This is a genomic window from Proteinivorax hydrogeniformans (genome assembly GCF_040515995.1).
GTDB classification, from domain to species: Bacteria; Bacillota; Proteinivoracia; order Proteinivoracales; family Proteinivoracaceae; genus Proteinivorax; species Proteinivorax hydrogeniformans.
In genome coordinates, this window is the sequence record NZ_CP159485.1 from 2,722,131 (window position 1) to 2,738,385 (window position 16,255).

Here is a 16,255-nt window from a genome sequence, read left to right on the forward strand (position 1 = left end):
ACGTACGCTTTTTAGTATGTCTTATTTCTGAGTAAATTTTTCCCAGTCACTCATAAACGCTTCTATTCCCTTGTCGGTTAAAGGATGCTTAAACATTTTTTCGAAGACACTGTATGGAACAGTGGCGATATGGCCCCCTACTTTCATAGCATCAAGGACATGTTGTGGGTGTCTAATACTAGCTGCAATAATTTCTGTATCAAACATATAGTTCTCAAAAACTTCAACCATCTCTGCTATAAGGTCTATCCCATTATGCCCGATATCATCTAATCTTCCAGCAAAAGGACTTACGTAAGTAGCTCCAGCCTTAGCAGCTAACACACCCTGGTTTGTGGAAAAAACTAAAGTCACGTTGGTTTTAATATTTTCCTTGCTTAGTATCTTTACAGCTTTTAGCCCATCTTTGGTCATAGGAATCTTCACTACCACGTTTGGTGCTAGCTTCACTAACTCCCTTGCTTCTTTCACCATGTTTTCCCACTTTAGAGATATCACTTCCGCACTTATGGGACCATCAACTATTTGGGCAATTTCCTTTATAACCTGGTGAAAGTCTCGCCCCTCTTTAGCTATCAAGCTTGGGTTAGTTGTAACTCCATCGACTATACCAATATCATTTGCTTTTTTTATCTGCTCAATATCAGCAGTATCGATAAAAAATTGCATATTTTTAACCTCCTTATTTTTTAAGTCGGTGTATGGCCTTAATATATCTTATTGTGCCAGTTTTGGCTCTCATTATTAAAGAGTGAGTGCTGGCGGTGGTCTGTTTAAATCTGACTCCTTCTAAAAAATCGCCTCCGGTGATTCCAGTAGCAGCAAAGAAAATGTCTTCACCTTTGGCTAAGTCGTCAATTGTGAGCTTCTTATCTACATCTTTTATTCCCATATCCATAGCTCTTTTTCGTTCATCTTCATCCCTCGGCTTAAGCCTTCCTTGAAAGTCACCGCCTAAACACTTTAGGGCTGCAGCAGCTATAACACCTTCAGGAGCTCCACCTATCCCTGTCATCAGGTCCACTGTATTATCTTCGGTGGCTGTAGCCATTGCCATCGCCACATCTCCATCTGGGAAGATTTTAATTCTACACCCGAGGCTTCTCATTTTTGAAATTCTTTCTTGATGCCGAGGCTTATCTAAAATTGCCACAGTCATATCCTGAATATTTTTACCTATTGCTTGAGAGACACGTCGTATGTTTTCCTCGATAGGCAAGTCAAGATCAACCACACCCTTCGCTTTGGCCCCAACTGCAATTTTATCCATGTACATATCAGGTGCATGTAAAAAAGAGCCTTTTGAACCTGCAGCCAAAACAGCTATTCCATTTGGAAGTCCTTTAGAAACAATCGTTGTCCCTTCAACTGGATCAACAGCTATATCAACTTGAGGATTGCTACCTCCTCCCACTTTTTCTCCAATATAAAGCATCGGTGCGTCGTCAATTTCTCCTTCACCTATTACAACAGTTCCGCTAATATCCACATTATCAAAAGCATTTCTCATTGCAACAACAGCAGCATTATCTGTTGCCTCTTTATCTCCTCTGCCCATAAAAGGAGCAGAGGCTAACGCTGCAGCCTCTGTAGTTCTAACAAATTCTAAAGCTAATTCTCTATCCATTTCTAATATGTCTCCTTTGTTATCTGTTAAGCTTTATTAGCACATCCAAACAATTGCATCTTTTCCTTAATAATCTTTTTCATTTCTTCCTTAGCTGGACCTAAAATTTTTCTAGGGTCATACTCCTCTGGCTTGCTATTTACTACATCTTGCACACCACGGGTAAAAGCTTGACGGATATCTGTGTCGATGTTTATTTTTGTTATGCCTAATTCAATAACTTTTTTAATGCTTTCTTCCCCTACACCTGAAGCTCCGTGAAGCACTAATGGAGTTGATACCATTGATCTAATTGTTTTTAGTCTATCAAAGTCTAATTTAGGTTCGCCTTTATATGGCCCGTGAGCTGTACCAATAGCGATTGCAAGTGCATCTACGTTAGTTTTTTCCACAAAGTATTTAGCTTCCTCAGGGTTTGTCATCATAGCATCTTCTTCAGAAACTGTGATGTCATCTTCCGTTCCACCAATTTTTCCCAACTCAGCTTCCACAGATAATCCCGCTGCGTGGGCTATTTCGATAACCTTTGCAGTCTTTTCGATGTTTTCCTCAAGTGGGTGCTTAGAACCATCAAACATAACCGATGAAAACCCAGCTCTAACGCACTTTATAATTTGTTCAAATGAGGTTCCATGATCTAGGTGAAGTGCCACAGGTACAGTTGCATTTTTCGCAGCTGCCTCAACCATAGCTACTACGTAATCTAGACCAGCATATTTTACGCCTCCTTGACTAGCTTGTAGGATTACAGGAGAACGCTCTTCCTCTGCAGCCTCAATAATTGCTTGCACTATTTCCATGTTGTTTGTGTTAAAGGCCCCTACAGCATAATTTTTTTCTTGGGCATCCTTCAACAGTTCTCTTAATGTTACTAATGACATTACATTCCCTCCTAAATTCTTGTTTAAATTATTTTATCCTTTATTACAAGGACTTAAACTAGTATTGACATAATAAAAAAAGATTGACCATTATAACTTCTAGATGTTCTCTTTAATACCTTTATTTTTTATTAAATAAATGGTTCTCCACGATCTCTATCACGTCCTCTAAGTCAAATGGCTTAAAGATATGAGAGTTAGAACCTAATCCTTTTGCGTCAACTGTTAATTTTTCTTCGCCATAAGCAGTCATAAAAATTACATCAACATCTATGTTTCTTTCTTTTAGAGCTTTTAACGTATCTAAGCCGTCCATATTAGGCATCTTCATATCTAGGAGCATTAAATCCACAGCATTATTCTTTAATTTTTCTAAAGCTTCTAGTCCATCTGACGCCTGCAACACATTTATGCCTCTGCTTTCGATAACTTCAGTTAACAACCTCCTGATGCCGAACTGATCGTCGGTTATTAGTACAGTTTTTGACACTTAAATCCCCCCTCTCTTTTGAATATTCTACAATCTGCTTTAAAATCCTTCTTCTGTCGAGTTTTAGGCTATAAACTTTCTAAAAAAGATTAATTTTTATCACTTAAAAAAGAAAGATGATGGAATCCATCATCTTTCTAAAATATCACTAAATTGTTCAATCAAAAGATCTGCTAAATCCTTTTGAGTAAAACCTAACTTAGCAATCATCTTTTTGTAATTATATTTTGTGCCACTTTTCCATAACGCCTGCAAAAACTTTCCAGCTTCTTTTTTCTCAAACCAATTTTCCCCATAGTTACTTGTTAAAAAGCTCCTTAAAGAATTCTCTAAAGCCCAAGACTTTAAGTACTCTGGAGTGTTAAAACCTAAGTCTAGATCCAAAAGGTAATTGTTTTTGCTTACATCTAATTTTACCGCATCACTCATTATATTTTCGTAAAGTTCCTCTAAGGTTTTCTCACTGTATTCCTTGGAGTATAGCTGAGCTTCATACATTAGCTTTCCACAATATCTCCTAATAACGTACAGCTTATAAGACCACGCAAAAGTTAAGTAGTCACTTTTTTCATTATCAAAGTTTAAAAATCTATTTATCCACTTTTCATTTAAAGTTAGAAATTGAAATAACAATCCGTAACTCTCTCTTATGGACTTGTCTCCCATTCTCTTAAACTCCATTGGTAGCGCTTTATCTATATGGGCAAGAAACTGACATTGACCGGCCTCATGTAGAGAGTTTTGATAGTCATCTATTCCGCCTGTGGGATTGAGCACTAAGTGAATTTCATCTGGAACTTTTATAGGACAACAAAAAGGAGTGGGAGATTTAGACTCATTTTTCTCATAGTCAATTTTAAGGTTGTCTTGCTGGTGGACGTTAATACCTAGGGAGTAGAAAGTGTCCTCAATAGAAGGCACAAGCTCTAATTCAGGAAAAAGATTTGCAAAGTTATTTGACTTAAAGATAAAGGCTATATCTGACTTTCTGATAGGTTGCTCACCATTTCCTATGTAATCATTCAAAAAAGATAAGCATTTTAGATATACGTCCTCTGTTCTTATCAAAAAGTCCTTAGCAATTTTTATAAGCTGGTATGTATCTATTTGCTCAACATCCTCTATAAGGTTTAAGTAATTTTGATAGCCAAGCTTGTTTGCACATTCTTTCAGCTTTCGTATTCTTCTTTTTCTTAGATAGTTAAACTGCACCTGCTTTTGGGTAACAAGCTCATCTAGTTGAAGTCTTTTCTCCCTATCTTGTTCTATAGAAAGTAGCATTTTACCAAACCTAAGAGATGTTTCCTTGCCTTGATAAAGCATATGAGAGTTTAGCTCAGCATCATAAATCTCCTTAGTAATAGCTTGAATTTCTCTGCCTAAGTAACCTTTAATCAGAAAAGATATGAGATACGCATCTTCTGTGCATCCACTTTGTTTTAGGCTCTGGACCTTTTTAATAGTTTCTAATGAAAACAAGTCTTTGTATTCATCATACAAGCTTTGAAAGTCTCCCCTTTTTTTCTTGCCAGAACCCCCATAATAATAATCCCTTCCAAGCTTGATCAAAAACTCTTCTCCTGATTTTTTGATATCTTCTAAACCCAATTGGGTCACCCCCATCTTTAGGAGAACATTTTATATCTATCTTCTAAATATTTATTCTATTAACTTCCCAATATTCCTGCTAATATGCTTAATTAAACAAACTACTTTTTAGAAACACAAGCAGATACAAAATCTTTAAAAAGCGGATGGCTACGGTTAGGTCTACTTTTAAATTCTGGGTGGAATTGGGCGGCTAAAAACCAAGGGTGATCTGTCAGTTCAACAGTTTCAATTAATCTGCCATTTGGTGAACACCCACTAAATACAAGCCCTTTGTCCTGTAACAGATTTCTATAAGTATTATTAAATTCATATCTATGTCTATGTCTTTCATATACAATTTCTTCGTTATAGGCTTTTGCGGCTTTGGTGTTTTCTTTGATCTTGCAAGGATATACTCCTAACCTCATGGTTCCCCCTTTTTCTTCAACATCCATTTGCTCTGGCATCAAATCTATAACAGGGTGGGGAGTCTCTTTAAATTCGGCACTATGAGCATCTGTCAGATCGCATACATTTCTGGCAAATTCAATAACCACAGCCTGCATACCTAAACAAATTCCAAACAGCGGAACATTGTTTTGCCTAGCATAAGTAATTGCGTTTATCTTTCCTTCTACTCCTCTGTCGCCAAATCCACCTGGTATTAGCACACCATGAGCATCCTCAAGCTGCTTTTGAGCATCTTCTACTGAGTTTAGATCTTCTGCTTGCACCCATTTAATATCTACCTCATGACCATGATAAATGCCTGCATGGCTTAAAGCCTCTGCCACGCTTAGATAAGCATCAGGTAGTTCAACATATTTACCAACTAAAGCAATTTTCACCTTTTTAGATAAACTCTTGATATCTTTTACCATGCTCTTCCACGTTGTCAGGTCAGGTAATTGACAACGGTCTGTTAGTTTTAGCTTTGTGGTTATTAACTCAGCAAAACCCTGCTCTTCTAAACTCAGTGGCACCTCATATATTGTGTCAACATCGCCATTTTCAATAACTGCATTTTTTTCTATATCGCAAAACAGGGCGATCTTATCTTTAATCTCATCGTTAAGCTTATTGCTTGTACGACAAACAATGATATCGGGCTGTATTCCAATCGATCTTAATTCCTTGGCGCTATGTTGGGTTGGCTTTGTTTTTAATTCCCCAGATTTAGGTAAGTAAGGTATTAAGGTTACGTGAATATAGGCAACGCTTTCTCTGCCCACGTCATTTTTTATTTGCCTTATCGCCTCTAAAAACGGTAGGCTTTCGATATCGCCAACTGTGCCACCTATTTCTGTTATAACAACATCGGCATTTGTTTGTTCTCCAGCTCTTTTTATACGTGACTTTATTTCATTTGTTATGTGAGGAATCACCTGAACGGTTTTTCCTAAATATTTTCCTTGTCTTTCTTTATTTAACACAGACCAATATACTTTACCAGAAGTAACATTGTTGTTTTTGTTTAAGTTTTCATCTATAAACCTTTCATAGTGACCTAAGTCTAAATCTGTTTCTCCACCATCATTAGTAACAAAAACCTCCCCGTGCTGATAAGGGCTCATCGTCCCCGGGTCTAGATTGATATACGGGTCAAACTTCTGAATAGTTACATTTAATCCCCTAGCTTTCAACAGTCTTCCTAAAGATGCTGCGGTAATACCCTTGCCTAGTGATGAAACAACTCCGCCCGTTACAAAGATATATTTTGTCATAACTTTCCCTCCATTTATATATATTTTTTGTTTTATTTATGTAAACTTTTTTAAAAATCCATCTGTATATTTTACCTTCTTTTAGCACAGCATTCAAGAGCTATTACCAATTTAAAAGCTTTCATACTTATTTTAGCTCAAAGAACTATTCTAATACCATTTAATTGTACCTTTATTGTTAAGAAAAGACAAACACCCATGTAGTCAGCAAAAAACAGCTTCCATAAAGGATAGCTGTTTTTTAATTTCTGTTCTATTTTATTTTCGTACCTTTGTCATCTCTTTAACCACAAAAGTGGCTACATCTGCTGGTACTGTGCCCGGGCCAAAGCCGGCATCATACCCGAGTTCTAGTGCCAGTTCATGGTTTATCCTCGGCCCTCCTGCAACTAAAACAACCTTATCCCTTAACCCTTCTGCTTCTAAAAGCTCCACCAAATTGGTAAGGTTTGGGATGTGTACGTCTTTTTGTGTCACTACTTGAGATACTAAGATTGCATCTGCTTTAACTTCTATAGCTTTTGCTATAAGGTCTTCATTAGGAACTTGACTGCCAAGGTTTAGAGCGTTGATTTCTGGATATCTTTCTAACCCATAGTTTCCATCAAAACCCTTCATATTCATAATGGCATCTATGCCCACAGTGTGAGCGTCAGTGCCGGTACAACCTGCTATAATCGTAATTTTTCTTTTTATATCCTCTTTGATGTATTTATTTATTTCATAAAAATCCATAGTTTCTTGTTCTACTTTAGCAACCTTGATTTTTGTGGTATCTACGGTGTGTTTACAATTGCCATATACAATAAAAAAGGTAAACTGAGGCCCTAAGTCTTGCATGTGGACAACGCTTGGTTGTTCTAATCCCATTTTTTTTGCTAAAATTATCGCTGACTCTTTTGCTTCTTCACTACTGTCTATGGGGAGCGTAAAGGATAGCTGCATTGCGCCGTCATTTAACGTATCTCCATATGGTTTAACTTTAGTTAAATCTACTTTCATCTTCTACACTCCTCCCTTTTGTTGTCTTTTTTCAAAGTTTTTAGCTTTCATAATATCGCTAAAGGGATTGTGGTAGTTTTCATCTTTAAGGATAACTCCTTCTAGACCCTTACCACCGTTAAATGGCCTTTTAACGTCTGCAAAATAACCTTTTTCTAGCGCGGTAAACAGCCCTATTTTCGCAATATCCTCTAAAAGGGTTACTGCATTTTTTAAAACTTCATCCACTCTTTTTTGAATCTTTCCATCTCTTTTAAAGGTAATTTCTTCTCCTAAGTCATGAGCGTTATTCATGACGTATTTTGCATTTTCTATAGCTAAGTATCTATCCTGCATATATGGGGTGTGTATAGCCTCAGTCAGCATTCCTAAAAGCTGTATCCCCTGCCCTGTTAATATAGACGTTAAGTTAAACAAACCGTTTTGAAGGTGCCCCTTAAAAATATTACCTGTCATATGCTTTGTAGGAGGCATATATTTTAATGGACTGTTAGGGAATATCTGTCTTGACATTTGGGCTTGGCCTATTTCGTACAGCAGGCCGTTCTTCATGTCAGGATCCATTTCAAAGGCATGCCCTAAGCCCAGTTGTTCTTCTAACAGGCCGGCATCTAAGCCAAACCTTTCATTTATAAACTGTGAAGCTAATACTGTATGCGCCTCTTCGTAAGGATCTGCTGTAGTTAGGTAGTTGTCTTCGCCAGTATTTATAGTAATTTTGGCATATCCATTTATGATTCTAGAAAAATTTTGATCTATCAATGTTCTTTGCATATTAATATCTCTAAATAATATGCCATATAAAGCGTCATTGAGCATCATGTCAAGCCTTTCAACTGCACCCATAGCTGCTATTTCAGGCATACAAAGTCCTGAGCAATAGTTTACCAAATGTATATACCTGCCAACTTCTTCAGAACTTTCATCTAACGCTTTGCGCATAATCTTAAAGTTTTCTTGTGTTGCGTATGTCCCACCAAAACCTTCAGTAGTTGCTCCGTAAGGTACATAGTCTAGTAAACTTTGGCCTGTTGTTCGGATAACAGCAACTATGTCGGCACCTTTTTTTGCTGCCGTTTGCGCCTGAATTACATCCTCATAGATATTACCGGTGGCCACAATAACATAAAGCTGTGGTGATTTCCCCTCTCCTAGTTTATCAATCATCCTGCTTCTTTCATCCTTAGAATTATTTATCGGCTTTAAAGATTCTACGGCATATTCACGCATCTTTTGTTTAAGCATCTCAGGTTTTACGGTAGGCACCTTACTTAGATCAATCTCTCCTTCTGCCACCTTTTGAGCAACTTGTTGAGGGGTCATGCTGTAGTGCTCACAAGCATTTACCATCCAATACATCAATCCCGTAGATAATAAACCTTTGTCATTGATATGGTCAACTACCACATTTACCAAAGGAACTTGGTCAGAGTCTACTCCATCGATTCCTAACAACCTACCTACTGTTCGTTCAATGGCTACAGTTGTCCTAGGCTCTATAAACTCCCCGACTTCTTTTGCGATAAACTTAGCTGCATTTCTTGCTCTTTGAACCAGCTCTTTATCTACATTTAAACTTTCATTAACTATCTGCTTTGCCATGTGTACCCTCCTCCTTACGACTTTCTAACATACACTCTGCTGAGTGGACAATTTCTTTCGGCAGGCCCAAAAGAGCAGCTATTTTTAAGCCATCTTTTGGAATACCGGTTTCTTTTAGTGGTTTCAAGTTATAATCCATTACAGAATGGATTGTGCTCAAGCCATTCTTTTGTTCCATAAGATGTTTTTTCAAATCCTCTGAAGTTAGGTTATCTAATCCTATTATACGAAGATGGTTGAAGTCTCCTTTTACAATCTCCTCAAAGTGACTTGTTAGTAACACTGTGCTATTTCCTTTATTTAGGTAATTAGCTATGGCTAACGCTAAGGCGCCACCTTCGTGTGGGTTTGTACCCCTAGCTAACTCATCAATTAGATATAACCCTCTTCTATTACGATAGGCTATCACCTTTTTTATTCCCTCTATCTCCGCCCCGAAGGTACTTAACCCCTCATCTAGGGACTGACCGTCTAATTGAGAATAATAAATAAACTTTTTAGGTGAAAACTCAAACTTCTCAGCGGGAACCAGTAATCCATACTGAGCCATAGCTATTAACAACCCTACAGTTTTTAAAGTAACTGATTTTCCGCCCATATTTGCTCCTGTGATAACTGTAACCCCGTTTGTAAAAGTAGCAGTTATGGGAGTCATTTTCCTATTTTTTTGCAACAAGTGAGATTCTAAGATAGGGTTTTTAGCATTAACTAGATCTACTTTTTCATCTTTTACCAAGGTAGGAGCGCCACCCCCTATCTCTTTAGCATAAATACTCTTTGTTATAAGCCAATCTAGGTGGCCAAGCTTGTTGCAATTTTCTATTATAGAGGGAGAAAAGAGATTAACTTTTTTTGTTAACTTTCTTCTTACCTGATATTCCTCTCCATCTAACTGCTCCTTTGCGTTTAACAGCTCGTTTTGTAGTTTCCTAATTGTCTCATCCGGACGAATCCTAAATTCAACTTCTGAATAAGACTCGGCGTAATACATCAGGTTGTCATCTTTCTCTAAGTCCTCCACAAGCTCTATTTCAAACTTGTTCACACTTACAGAATCCTTATAGTTAAACTTTATCCCATACTTTTCTTCCAACTTATCTTTTTTCCCACTTAAATACCTAGTTAGACTTCTGTTTATCCGCTTCACCTGTTGGCGCAGTTCTTTAAGTTTTGGGCTGTAAGAATCAGACAGGTAAAAGCTCGGCCCCCCACTATCTAAGGAGAGCATTTTTATAAGGGCCACTAAAGGTTCTAGTTCAAGGTTTTTAGGCCTTCTCCAGCAAAACTGTTTAAGGTTTGTTTCAAGCTCATTTACAGTCATAAGCCAGCTTTTTAGTCTAAAGAACTCTTCGTCTAAAAGAGCAACCTCCCTTTGAGCCTTGTGTACAATCCCGGTTATGTCTTTTAATCGATACAAACCGTCAGATATATAAGAAAATACCTTAGCATCTTTTTTTTGGCTATCAATCACTTGTTGAACTAAGGTATATTCCCGCTTTAGTTTTTTTCTGTTAATAGAAGGGCATATACCCTTCTTACGTTTAACTCCATAAGGTGAGTGGGGCTCTAACTGGAGCCAAACTTGTTCAAACCCAATGCCTTCATAAGCATTTCCGCTAAAAAAATCCATCTATATCACCCCCTACTTAAGCGGGTCCACTACAGGTAGTTTAATAAACCTTTGCAATTTATTAACTAAATCTTGAGAGGAAAACTCATAACCTTTTGGAGATACAGGGTTTATAAAAACACCCAAAAGCTTACAACTTCGTTTTACATATAAGTTTCCTCCCTTTTTAATGAAGTTATTTAGATCTTGGGGCAAACAGAAAATCTTTGTTCCATCTTTAGCAATAATATCAACCTTATGCCCCTTTGACACAAAGGAAGTTACTTCATTAATGAATCCTGTGGTTACCGCCCCAGGCACGAATACCGCATTTCTTTGCCCATCTTTAAAATACTGAATTATATCTTTTGCTTTGATAGCTGAACTAAAAGGAGTTCTTTGTATATTTTCGCCTATAATCATCATTAGCCTACTACTATCTGAGGGTGTTTTCCCCTTCCATTTTGGTAAACTTAACAAGTTAACCTGATGTACAGTTTCTTGTACAAGGTTGTTTATGTTTCTAGTTATAGCCGCCCCGGTAGCTAAGATAGTTCCATCGGTAACTGTTGGCGCCGCAGCAGCTTTTCTATTTATTGCGCCATCTACAAAAACTTTTTTTGCCCCAAATTGCTTAAGCTTTTTTAACACCTTTATAAGCTGTTGGGACTGCTTAGGACCAGCTACTATCCCCGTTCCGAAACTCTTTATCTTAATTAACATAATTTCACCCAGCTGATTATAAACTTCCGTACCTGCTAAAATTTCAAACTGACAATCAAACTCTTTTAAAGTTTCTGAAGCAGTAGCCACTAACATATCTTCATAAAAGTAAACAGCTGGTTTTTCAGTATACGTCACTTGGTCAATGTCTTCCCCATCTAACCCTACGCTTGTTACCGCTAACCCTTCTAAATAGTTAAATTTGTTGATTAGATAATTTAATGTCACGGTTTTCCCAGTGTTTTTGCCCATTCCCACAATCGATAACGAAAAGATTTCTGGAGATGCTATACTTGTTAAAATGTTGTTCATTACTTATTCCGCCTTTTACCCCTTTTTAAGTTTTTAGGCTCTAGATTTAGTTTCTGACCAGCGAGCAGACCTTCCACTCCCTCTTTTTCCTCTTCGACGCAGTATTCGCAGTTACATTTGTCCTCATAGTTAGTTGGCTGCGAGTAGGAGGAAATAACCCCTTCAAAATTCCTTAACACAACTTTATTTGGCGACTGACTAATCAAGTATTGTGGCATTACAGGTATTTTGCCACCACCACCTGGAGCATCCACTACAAAAGTAGGCACGGCATAACCTGAGGTATGACCACGTAACGCCTCTATTATTTCTATCCCCTTGCTTACTGGAGTTCTAAAATGTTCTATGCCTTTAGATAAATCACATTGATAAATATAGTAGGGCCTCACTCTGTTTCTAACTAGGTCATGCACAAGTTTTTTCATTATGTTTGTGCAATCATTGATTCCTTTTAAAAGCACAGATTGGTTTCCTAAGGGAATCCCGGCATCAGCTAACATTTGTACTGCTTTTTTACTTTCTTTAGTTAATTCTTTAGGATGGTTAAAATGTGTGTTAATCCAAATTGGATGATACTTTTTTAACATATTACACAAATCTTCTGTCACTCTTTGTGGCAAGACCACCGGCGCCCTCGTTCCAATACGAATAATTTCCACATGCTCTATCTCACGAAGATTTTTAATGATATATTCTAACTTTTCATCACTTAGCAGAAGTCCATCCCCTCCAGATATGAGTACATCCCTTATATCTGGAGTGTTGCGAACATATTCTAGCGCCTGTTCAACCTGAGAGGTTGGCATTGCGCTATCAGTGGAGCCTGCCATTCTTCTTCTAGTACAGTGACGACAATACATCGAGCATTGGTCGGTCACTAAAAATAGAACTCTATCTGGATATCGGTGAGTAATACCTGGAACCGGTGAATCGGTATCCTCAGAAAGTGGGTCTTCTAAATCGCTATCACCTTTATCTAATTCTTTGCCAATTGGTACAGCTTGTTTTCTTATTGGGCAGTTTGCATCGTCTTTATCCATTAAGCTAGCGTAATAAGGTGTTATAGCCATCCTTAAGTTTTCTAGGCATTTTCCTATACCATGCTCTTCTGAATCCGTCAATGAAACCACTTCTTTTAGCTCTTTTACTGTACTTATTCGATTTTTAAGCTGCCATCTCCAATCTTCCCATTCTTTTTTTGATACACCAGCAAATTTATCTTTCATAGTATTTATCCCCCTTAAGTATAAATTCTTTGAAACATATTTCTTATTGCTTGGTCCTCTCTTAATATGTTGATTGCAATATCGCTATGATTATAAGCATAGCCATTTCCTATTATCATATCTATATCTTTGCCTACTCCTTCAGCACCTAAAGCGGCCTGTGTAAAGCTAGTTGCCATGCTGAAAAAGTAAATTGTCCCTCTATCTTTGGTAACTAATATGCTTGATAACTCTGTACTTGGAATATTTACACAGTTAATTGTTAAGTCCGCCATTTCGCCATCAAGTACATTTTCAACCTTTTCTAGCAGTTCTACAGGGTCAGTTGCATCGCCCTGAATAATTTCATCATAAGCCCCCACTTCTTTAACTCTTTCGATGCCTTCATCACTAAACTCCACTGCTATAACTTTGCCGTTTTGTCCCACTTTCTTTTTCGCCTCATAAAGACAAAGCAGACCTGACTTTCCTCCTGCCCCTATAACAATGACGGTATCTCCCTCCTTGACTAAGCGCTGGGTCTGAGCAGGCGCTCCTGCAACATCTAAAACAGCAAGAGCTAGATTATCGTCAATATCATCTGGTAGTTTAGCATATATCCCACTTTCAAATAAGATAGCTTTTCCTTCTATATCTACTTGGTCTGTCTCGCTTCTAACGGAATCTATCCTTTCGACAAAGAGAGGGGTTAACGATAAGGATACTAAAGTTGCAATTTTATCACCTTTTTTAAGGTCTATTTTTCCTGAAAGTTGCTCCCCTATGTCTGCTACCTTCCCTATTAACATCCCTCCTGAACCAGTTACCGGGTTATGCTGCTTACCTCTTTTAGATACTGTTTCTAAGATTATATCTGATACTTCTTTTCCCTCTTTTATACTTTGCTCTTCAATCTGAGTAAAGCTTGCCGAATCTATATTTAAAGTGTCCACATCTATTAGAATCTCGTTTTTGTAAATTTTAGGTGTGTTATCTATTTTCCACGCTGGCTGTGGTAGCACACCTTTAGGTTCTATAACTCTATGGGTCCCGTACTTGCATAATTTGTCCATTTTATATTTCCTCCTTATTGTTTAGTTTTATCTTCTGCTTATTTTAAAGCAACTATTATGCCAAATTGCGTAGGACAAGTTCAAATATCCTAAAAAGCAGTAGTTATAAGGATTATAAAGACGCAAAAAAATCCCAACCCTAATTAATCTTAAGGGTCGGGATTTTTTATATTTTAATTTGATGTTGTTTGATTTTATATTGGAGAGTTTGCCGCGGTATATCTAAGGACCTAGCAGCTTTACTTATATTGAAGCCTGCATCTATAAGAGCACCCAAAACAGCTTCTTTTTCATACTTTGCCACTAAATCTTTTAACCCTTGCTTTATATGCCTAGGTTTATAAGACTGCTGAATTATAAGCGGCAGGTCCTCAAGTGAAAATTTCCCACTCGACTTAAAGTTTAACATGCCTTCAATACAGTTTGAAAGTTCACGTACATTTCCAGGCCAGTCATAATTGCTAAGGGCAGCTACTACTTCGTCTTCAAAGCCTCTAACTTTTGTTTTAAACTTTGTATTGTACTTTTCTAAAAAATATTTAGCTAAAGGTAGGATATCATCTCTTCGGTCTTTCAAGGACGGGAGGTGAATGTTAACAACGCTTAGACGAAAGTAAAGGTCCTTTCTTAGTATATTCTTTTCTAACGCCCAGTTAGCATCCACGTTCATCGCAGCTATAACTCTAGTATCGACTTTTTTTTCTGTCATGCCGCCTACTCTTCTAATTTTTTGGTCTTCTAACACCCTTAAAAGCTTAGCTTGCAGCGGAAGAGGCATTGAATTGATTTCATCTAAAAATAATGTGCCATTATCGGCAAGTTCAAATAAGCCAGGGCGATCGGAAGCGCCAGTAAAGCTTCCCTTAGTTGTGCCAAAAAGAAGTCCTTCTAGCAAATTTTCCGGCATAGCGGCGCAATTTTGTGTGACAAATGGTCGATTTTGTCGCACCGATCCAGTATGTATAGATTGCACAATTAGCTCTTTTCCTACCCCAGTTTCTCCAGAAACCAAGACCGGCGAGTCAGTCCTAGCAACTTTCTGTGCTCTGTTAACAGCTGACATAAAGTTATTATTTTCACCTACAATGTCTCCAAACTGATATAAGTTAGGCTTTTGCTCTTTTTTACTTTGGTTTTTGCTATATAACATCTGCTGCAGTTGAGCTACCTTTTCCGAAAGAAACTTTAGCTGAGTAATATCCTTAGAAACTTCTACCGCACCGATGATTTCACCATGCCTAAAAATAGGCAGAGTTGAATTCACCGTAACAACCCTATTTCTTCGGTAGTTAGAGAAACTCTGCTGCTGATTAAATATCGGCTTCTTTGTTTTTAAAACTTTCAACAGTGTGGACGTATCCCTGTCTAAGGATGGAAAAACTTCAGTTATGTGCTTTCCTATAACCTCATCTACTAAAAGCCCATCTAAAGAAGCAGCTTTTGAGTTATAAAATATTGTGATTCCTTTTTTGTCTACAACATGAATCGCTTCATCTATGCTATCTAAAACTGCCATTATTGTTTCCTTATCATGGTTAACCACAACAATCCCCCCTGCCCAATATTTGGCGTTGACTTCATTATAGCATAAATGACAGAAACTTTGGACTTAAAAACGTAAAAAGCTGCTGCAAATATTTAATATTTGCAGCAGCTTTGTTTTTAAAAGAACTGTATTTTGTCACCTAGCCAGTAACCAATCATTATACCGGCGATTCCCATTAACCCTGCGAGGTTTGGTGGGGCAGGAACAGGTAAATTAACCTTACTAAACAAAAACCCAACAAGCGTTCCAGCTACAACTGCAATTAATGCTTGTGACATAAATGTTGCCTCCTTCCATGATTAGCCCCTCTTGTAAGCTTTTTATTGCTTACTCCCTCCCATTTCGATTAAAGGTTTTATAACTTTAGTGCATTAAGGCTTAATGTTTGCTGTCCCACGCTTTGACCAGCTACATTTAGGTTATATTTTAATCTTATTTTTATCCCATCAGTAGATCTTTGTATTTCTACTTTTTCTGACTGTACTTCCATAGGAAAGCTGCCATAAGGTGTTTTGTACAGACTTTGTGTTTGCTTGCCTGATAAAAAGACTTGTTTCATCCCGGTTTGACCAGACCGAATAAGCGTCACTTGATTATCTTTAACTTTAACCGTCGTGATGGTCCCTTCCAAGCCTGTCCCTTCAGGTTCATCATAAACAATATAATCAGTTCCATTTTTATTATAAAGCTTTCCTTTTGCATCAACTTGAATATTTGAGCTTTCACCATCATTTTTTTGTGACGATGATATCGTTAAGTTCACAGCTTCCAAAAAAAGTTCTCCTTTCGCTACAACTTAATATCTAATTTTACTTATTTTACATTTTGTAATAAATCCTCTAGTTTTTAAACGAATAATTACGTTACATAA

Annotated in this window: 15 protein-coding genes; all 15 read right to left on the bottom strand. The window is 37.5% G+C overall.

The genetic code is table 11. The features are described from left to right. Positions 1-21 precede the first annotated feature (21 nt). A complete protein-coding gene (fsa, locus tag PRVXH_RS13050; RefSeq protein ID WP_353893193.1) occupies positions 22-669 on the bottom strand; it encodes a fructose-6-phosphate aldolase in 648 nt (215 codons plus the stop codon). A gap of 13 nt (positions 670-682) precedes the next feature. After that, positions 683-1,627 carry a class II fructose-bisphosphatase gene (gene glpX, locus PRVXH_RS13055; RefSeq protein ID WP_353893194.1) on the bottom strand — a complete coding sequence of 315 codons (945 nt, stop codon included), beginning with the start codon at positions 1,625-1,627 and terminating at the stop codon, positions 683-685. A 26-nt stretch (positions 1,628-1,653) separates the two neighbouring features. Beyond that, positions 1,654-2,508 (bottom strand): class II fructose-1,6-bisphosphate aldolase, encoded by an 855-nt coding sequence (locus PRVXH_RS13060; protein WP_353893195.1) that lies wholly within the window; start codon positions 2,506-2,508, stop codon positions 1,654-1,656. A 121-nt stretch (positions 2,509-2,629) separates the two neighbouring features. Beyond that, the gene (locus tag PRVXH_RS13065) at positions 2,630-2,998 is read right to left on the bottom strand and encodes a response regulator (protein ID WP_353893196.1); all 369 of its coding nucleotides are present in this window, start codon (positions 2,996-2,998) and stop codon (positions 2,630-2,632) included. A gap of 129 nt (positions 2,999-3,127) precedes the next feature. Then, positions 3,128-4,606 (bottom strand): hypothetical protein, encoded by a 1,479-nt coding sequence (locus tag PRVXH_RS13070; RefSeq protein WP_353893197.1) that lies wholly within the window; start codon positions 4,604-4,606, stop codon positions 3,128-3,130. A 101-nt stretch (positions 4,607-4,707) separates the two neighbouring features. Beyond that, positions 4,708-6,312 carry a CTP synthase gene (locus PRVXH_RS13075; protein ID WP_353893198.1) on the bottom strand — a complete coding sequence of 535 codons (1,605 nt, stop codon included), beginning with the start codon at positions 6,310-6,312 and terminating at the stop codon, positions 4,708-4,710. A gap of 258 nt (positions 6,313-6,570) precedes the next feature. Continuing rightward, a complete protein-coding gene (locus tag PRVXH_RS13080) occupies positions 6,571-7,314 on the bottom strand; it encodes an OAM dimerization domain-containing protein (protein WP_353893199.1) in 744 nt (247 codons plus the stop codon). A 3-nt stretch (positions 7,315-7,317) separates the two neighbouring features. Next, entirely contained in the window at positions 7,318-8,916 is a 1,599-nt protein-coding gene (locus PRVXH_RS13085; RefSeq protein ID WP_353893200.1) for a lysine 5,6-aminomutase subunit alpha, read from the bottom strand. Further along, on the bottom strand, positions 8,897-10,546 hold the full coding sequence (locus PRVXH_RS13090; RefSeq protein WP_353893201.1) for a hypothetical protein: 1,650 nt from the start codon (positions 10,544-10,546) through the stop codon (positions 8,897-8,899). Before PRVXH_RS13090 ends, PRVXH_RS13085 begins: the two co-directional genes overlap by 20 nt. A gap of 12 nt (positions 10,547-10,558) precedes the next feature. Next, positions 10,559-11,560: a hypothetical protein gene (locus tag PRVXH_RS13095; protein ID WP_353893202.1), complete on the bottom strand. Its 1,002-nt coding sequence runs from the start codon at positions 11,558-11,560 to the stop codon at positions 10,559-10,561. Continuing rightward, positions 11,560-12,786 carry a lysine 2,3-aminomutase gene (gene ablA / locus PRVXH_RS13100; protein WP_353893203.1) on the bottom strand — a complete coding sequence of 409 codons (1,227 nt, stop codon included), beginning with the start codon at positions 12,784-12,786 and terminating at the stop codon, positions 11,560-11,562. Before ablA ends, PRVXH_RS13095 begins: the two co-directional genes overlap by 1 nt. A 14-nt stretch (positions 12,787-12,800) precedes the next feature. Then, positions 12,801-13,838, bottom strand: coding sequence for an L-erythro-3,5-diaminohexanoate dehydrogenase (locus PRVXH_RS13105; protein WP_353893204.1), 1,038 nt, complete (start codon positions 13,836-13,838; stop codon positions 12,801-12,803). Between the two features lie 166 nt (positions 13,839-14,004). Next, positions 14,005-15,354 carry a sigma 54-interacting transcriptional regulator gene (locus PRVXH_RS13110; protein ID WP_353894596.1) on the bottom strand — a complete coding sequence of 450 codons (1,350 nt, stop codon included), beginning with the start codon at positions 15,352-15,354 and terminating at the stop codon, positions 14,005-14,007. A gap of 146 nt (positions 15,355-15,500) precedes the next feature. Continuing rightward, entirely contained in the window at positions 15,501-15,662 is a 162-nt protein-coding gene (locus PRVXH_RS13115; RefSeq protein WP_353893205.1) for a XapX domain-containing protein, read from the bottom strand. 77 nt (positions 15,663-15,739) lie between these two features. Beyond that, the gene (locus PRVXH_RS13120) at positions 15,740-16,147 is read right to left on the bottom strand and encodes a DUF1934 domain-containing protein (RefSeq protein WP_353894597.1); all 408 of its coding nucleotides are present in this window, start codon (positions 16,145-16,147) and stop codon (positions 15,740-15,742) included. Between the last annotated feature and the right edge of the window lie 108 nt (positions 16,148-16,255).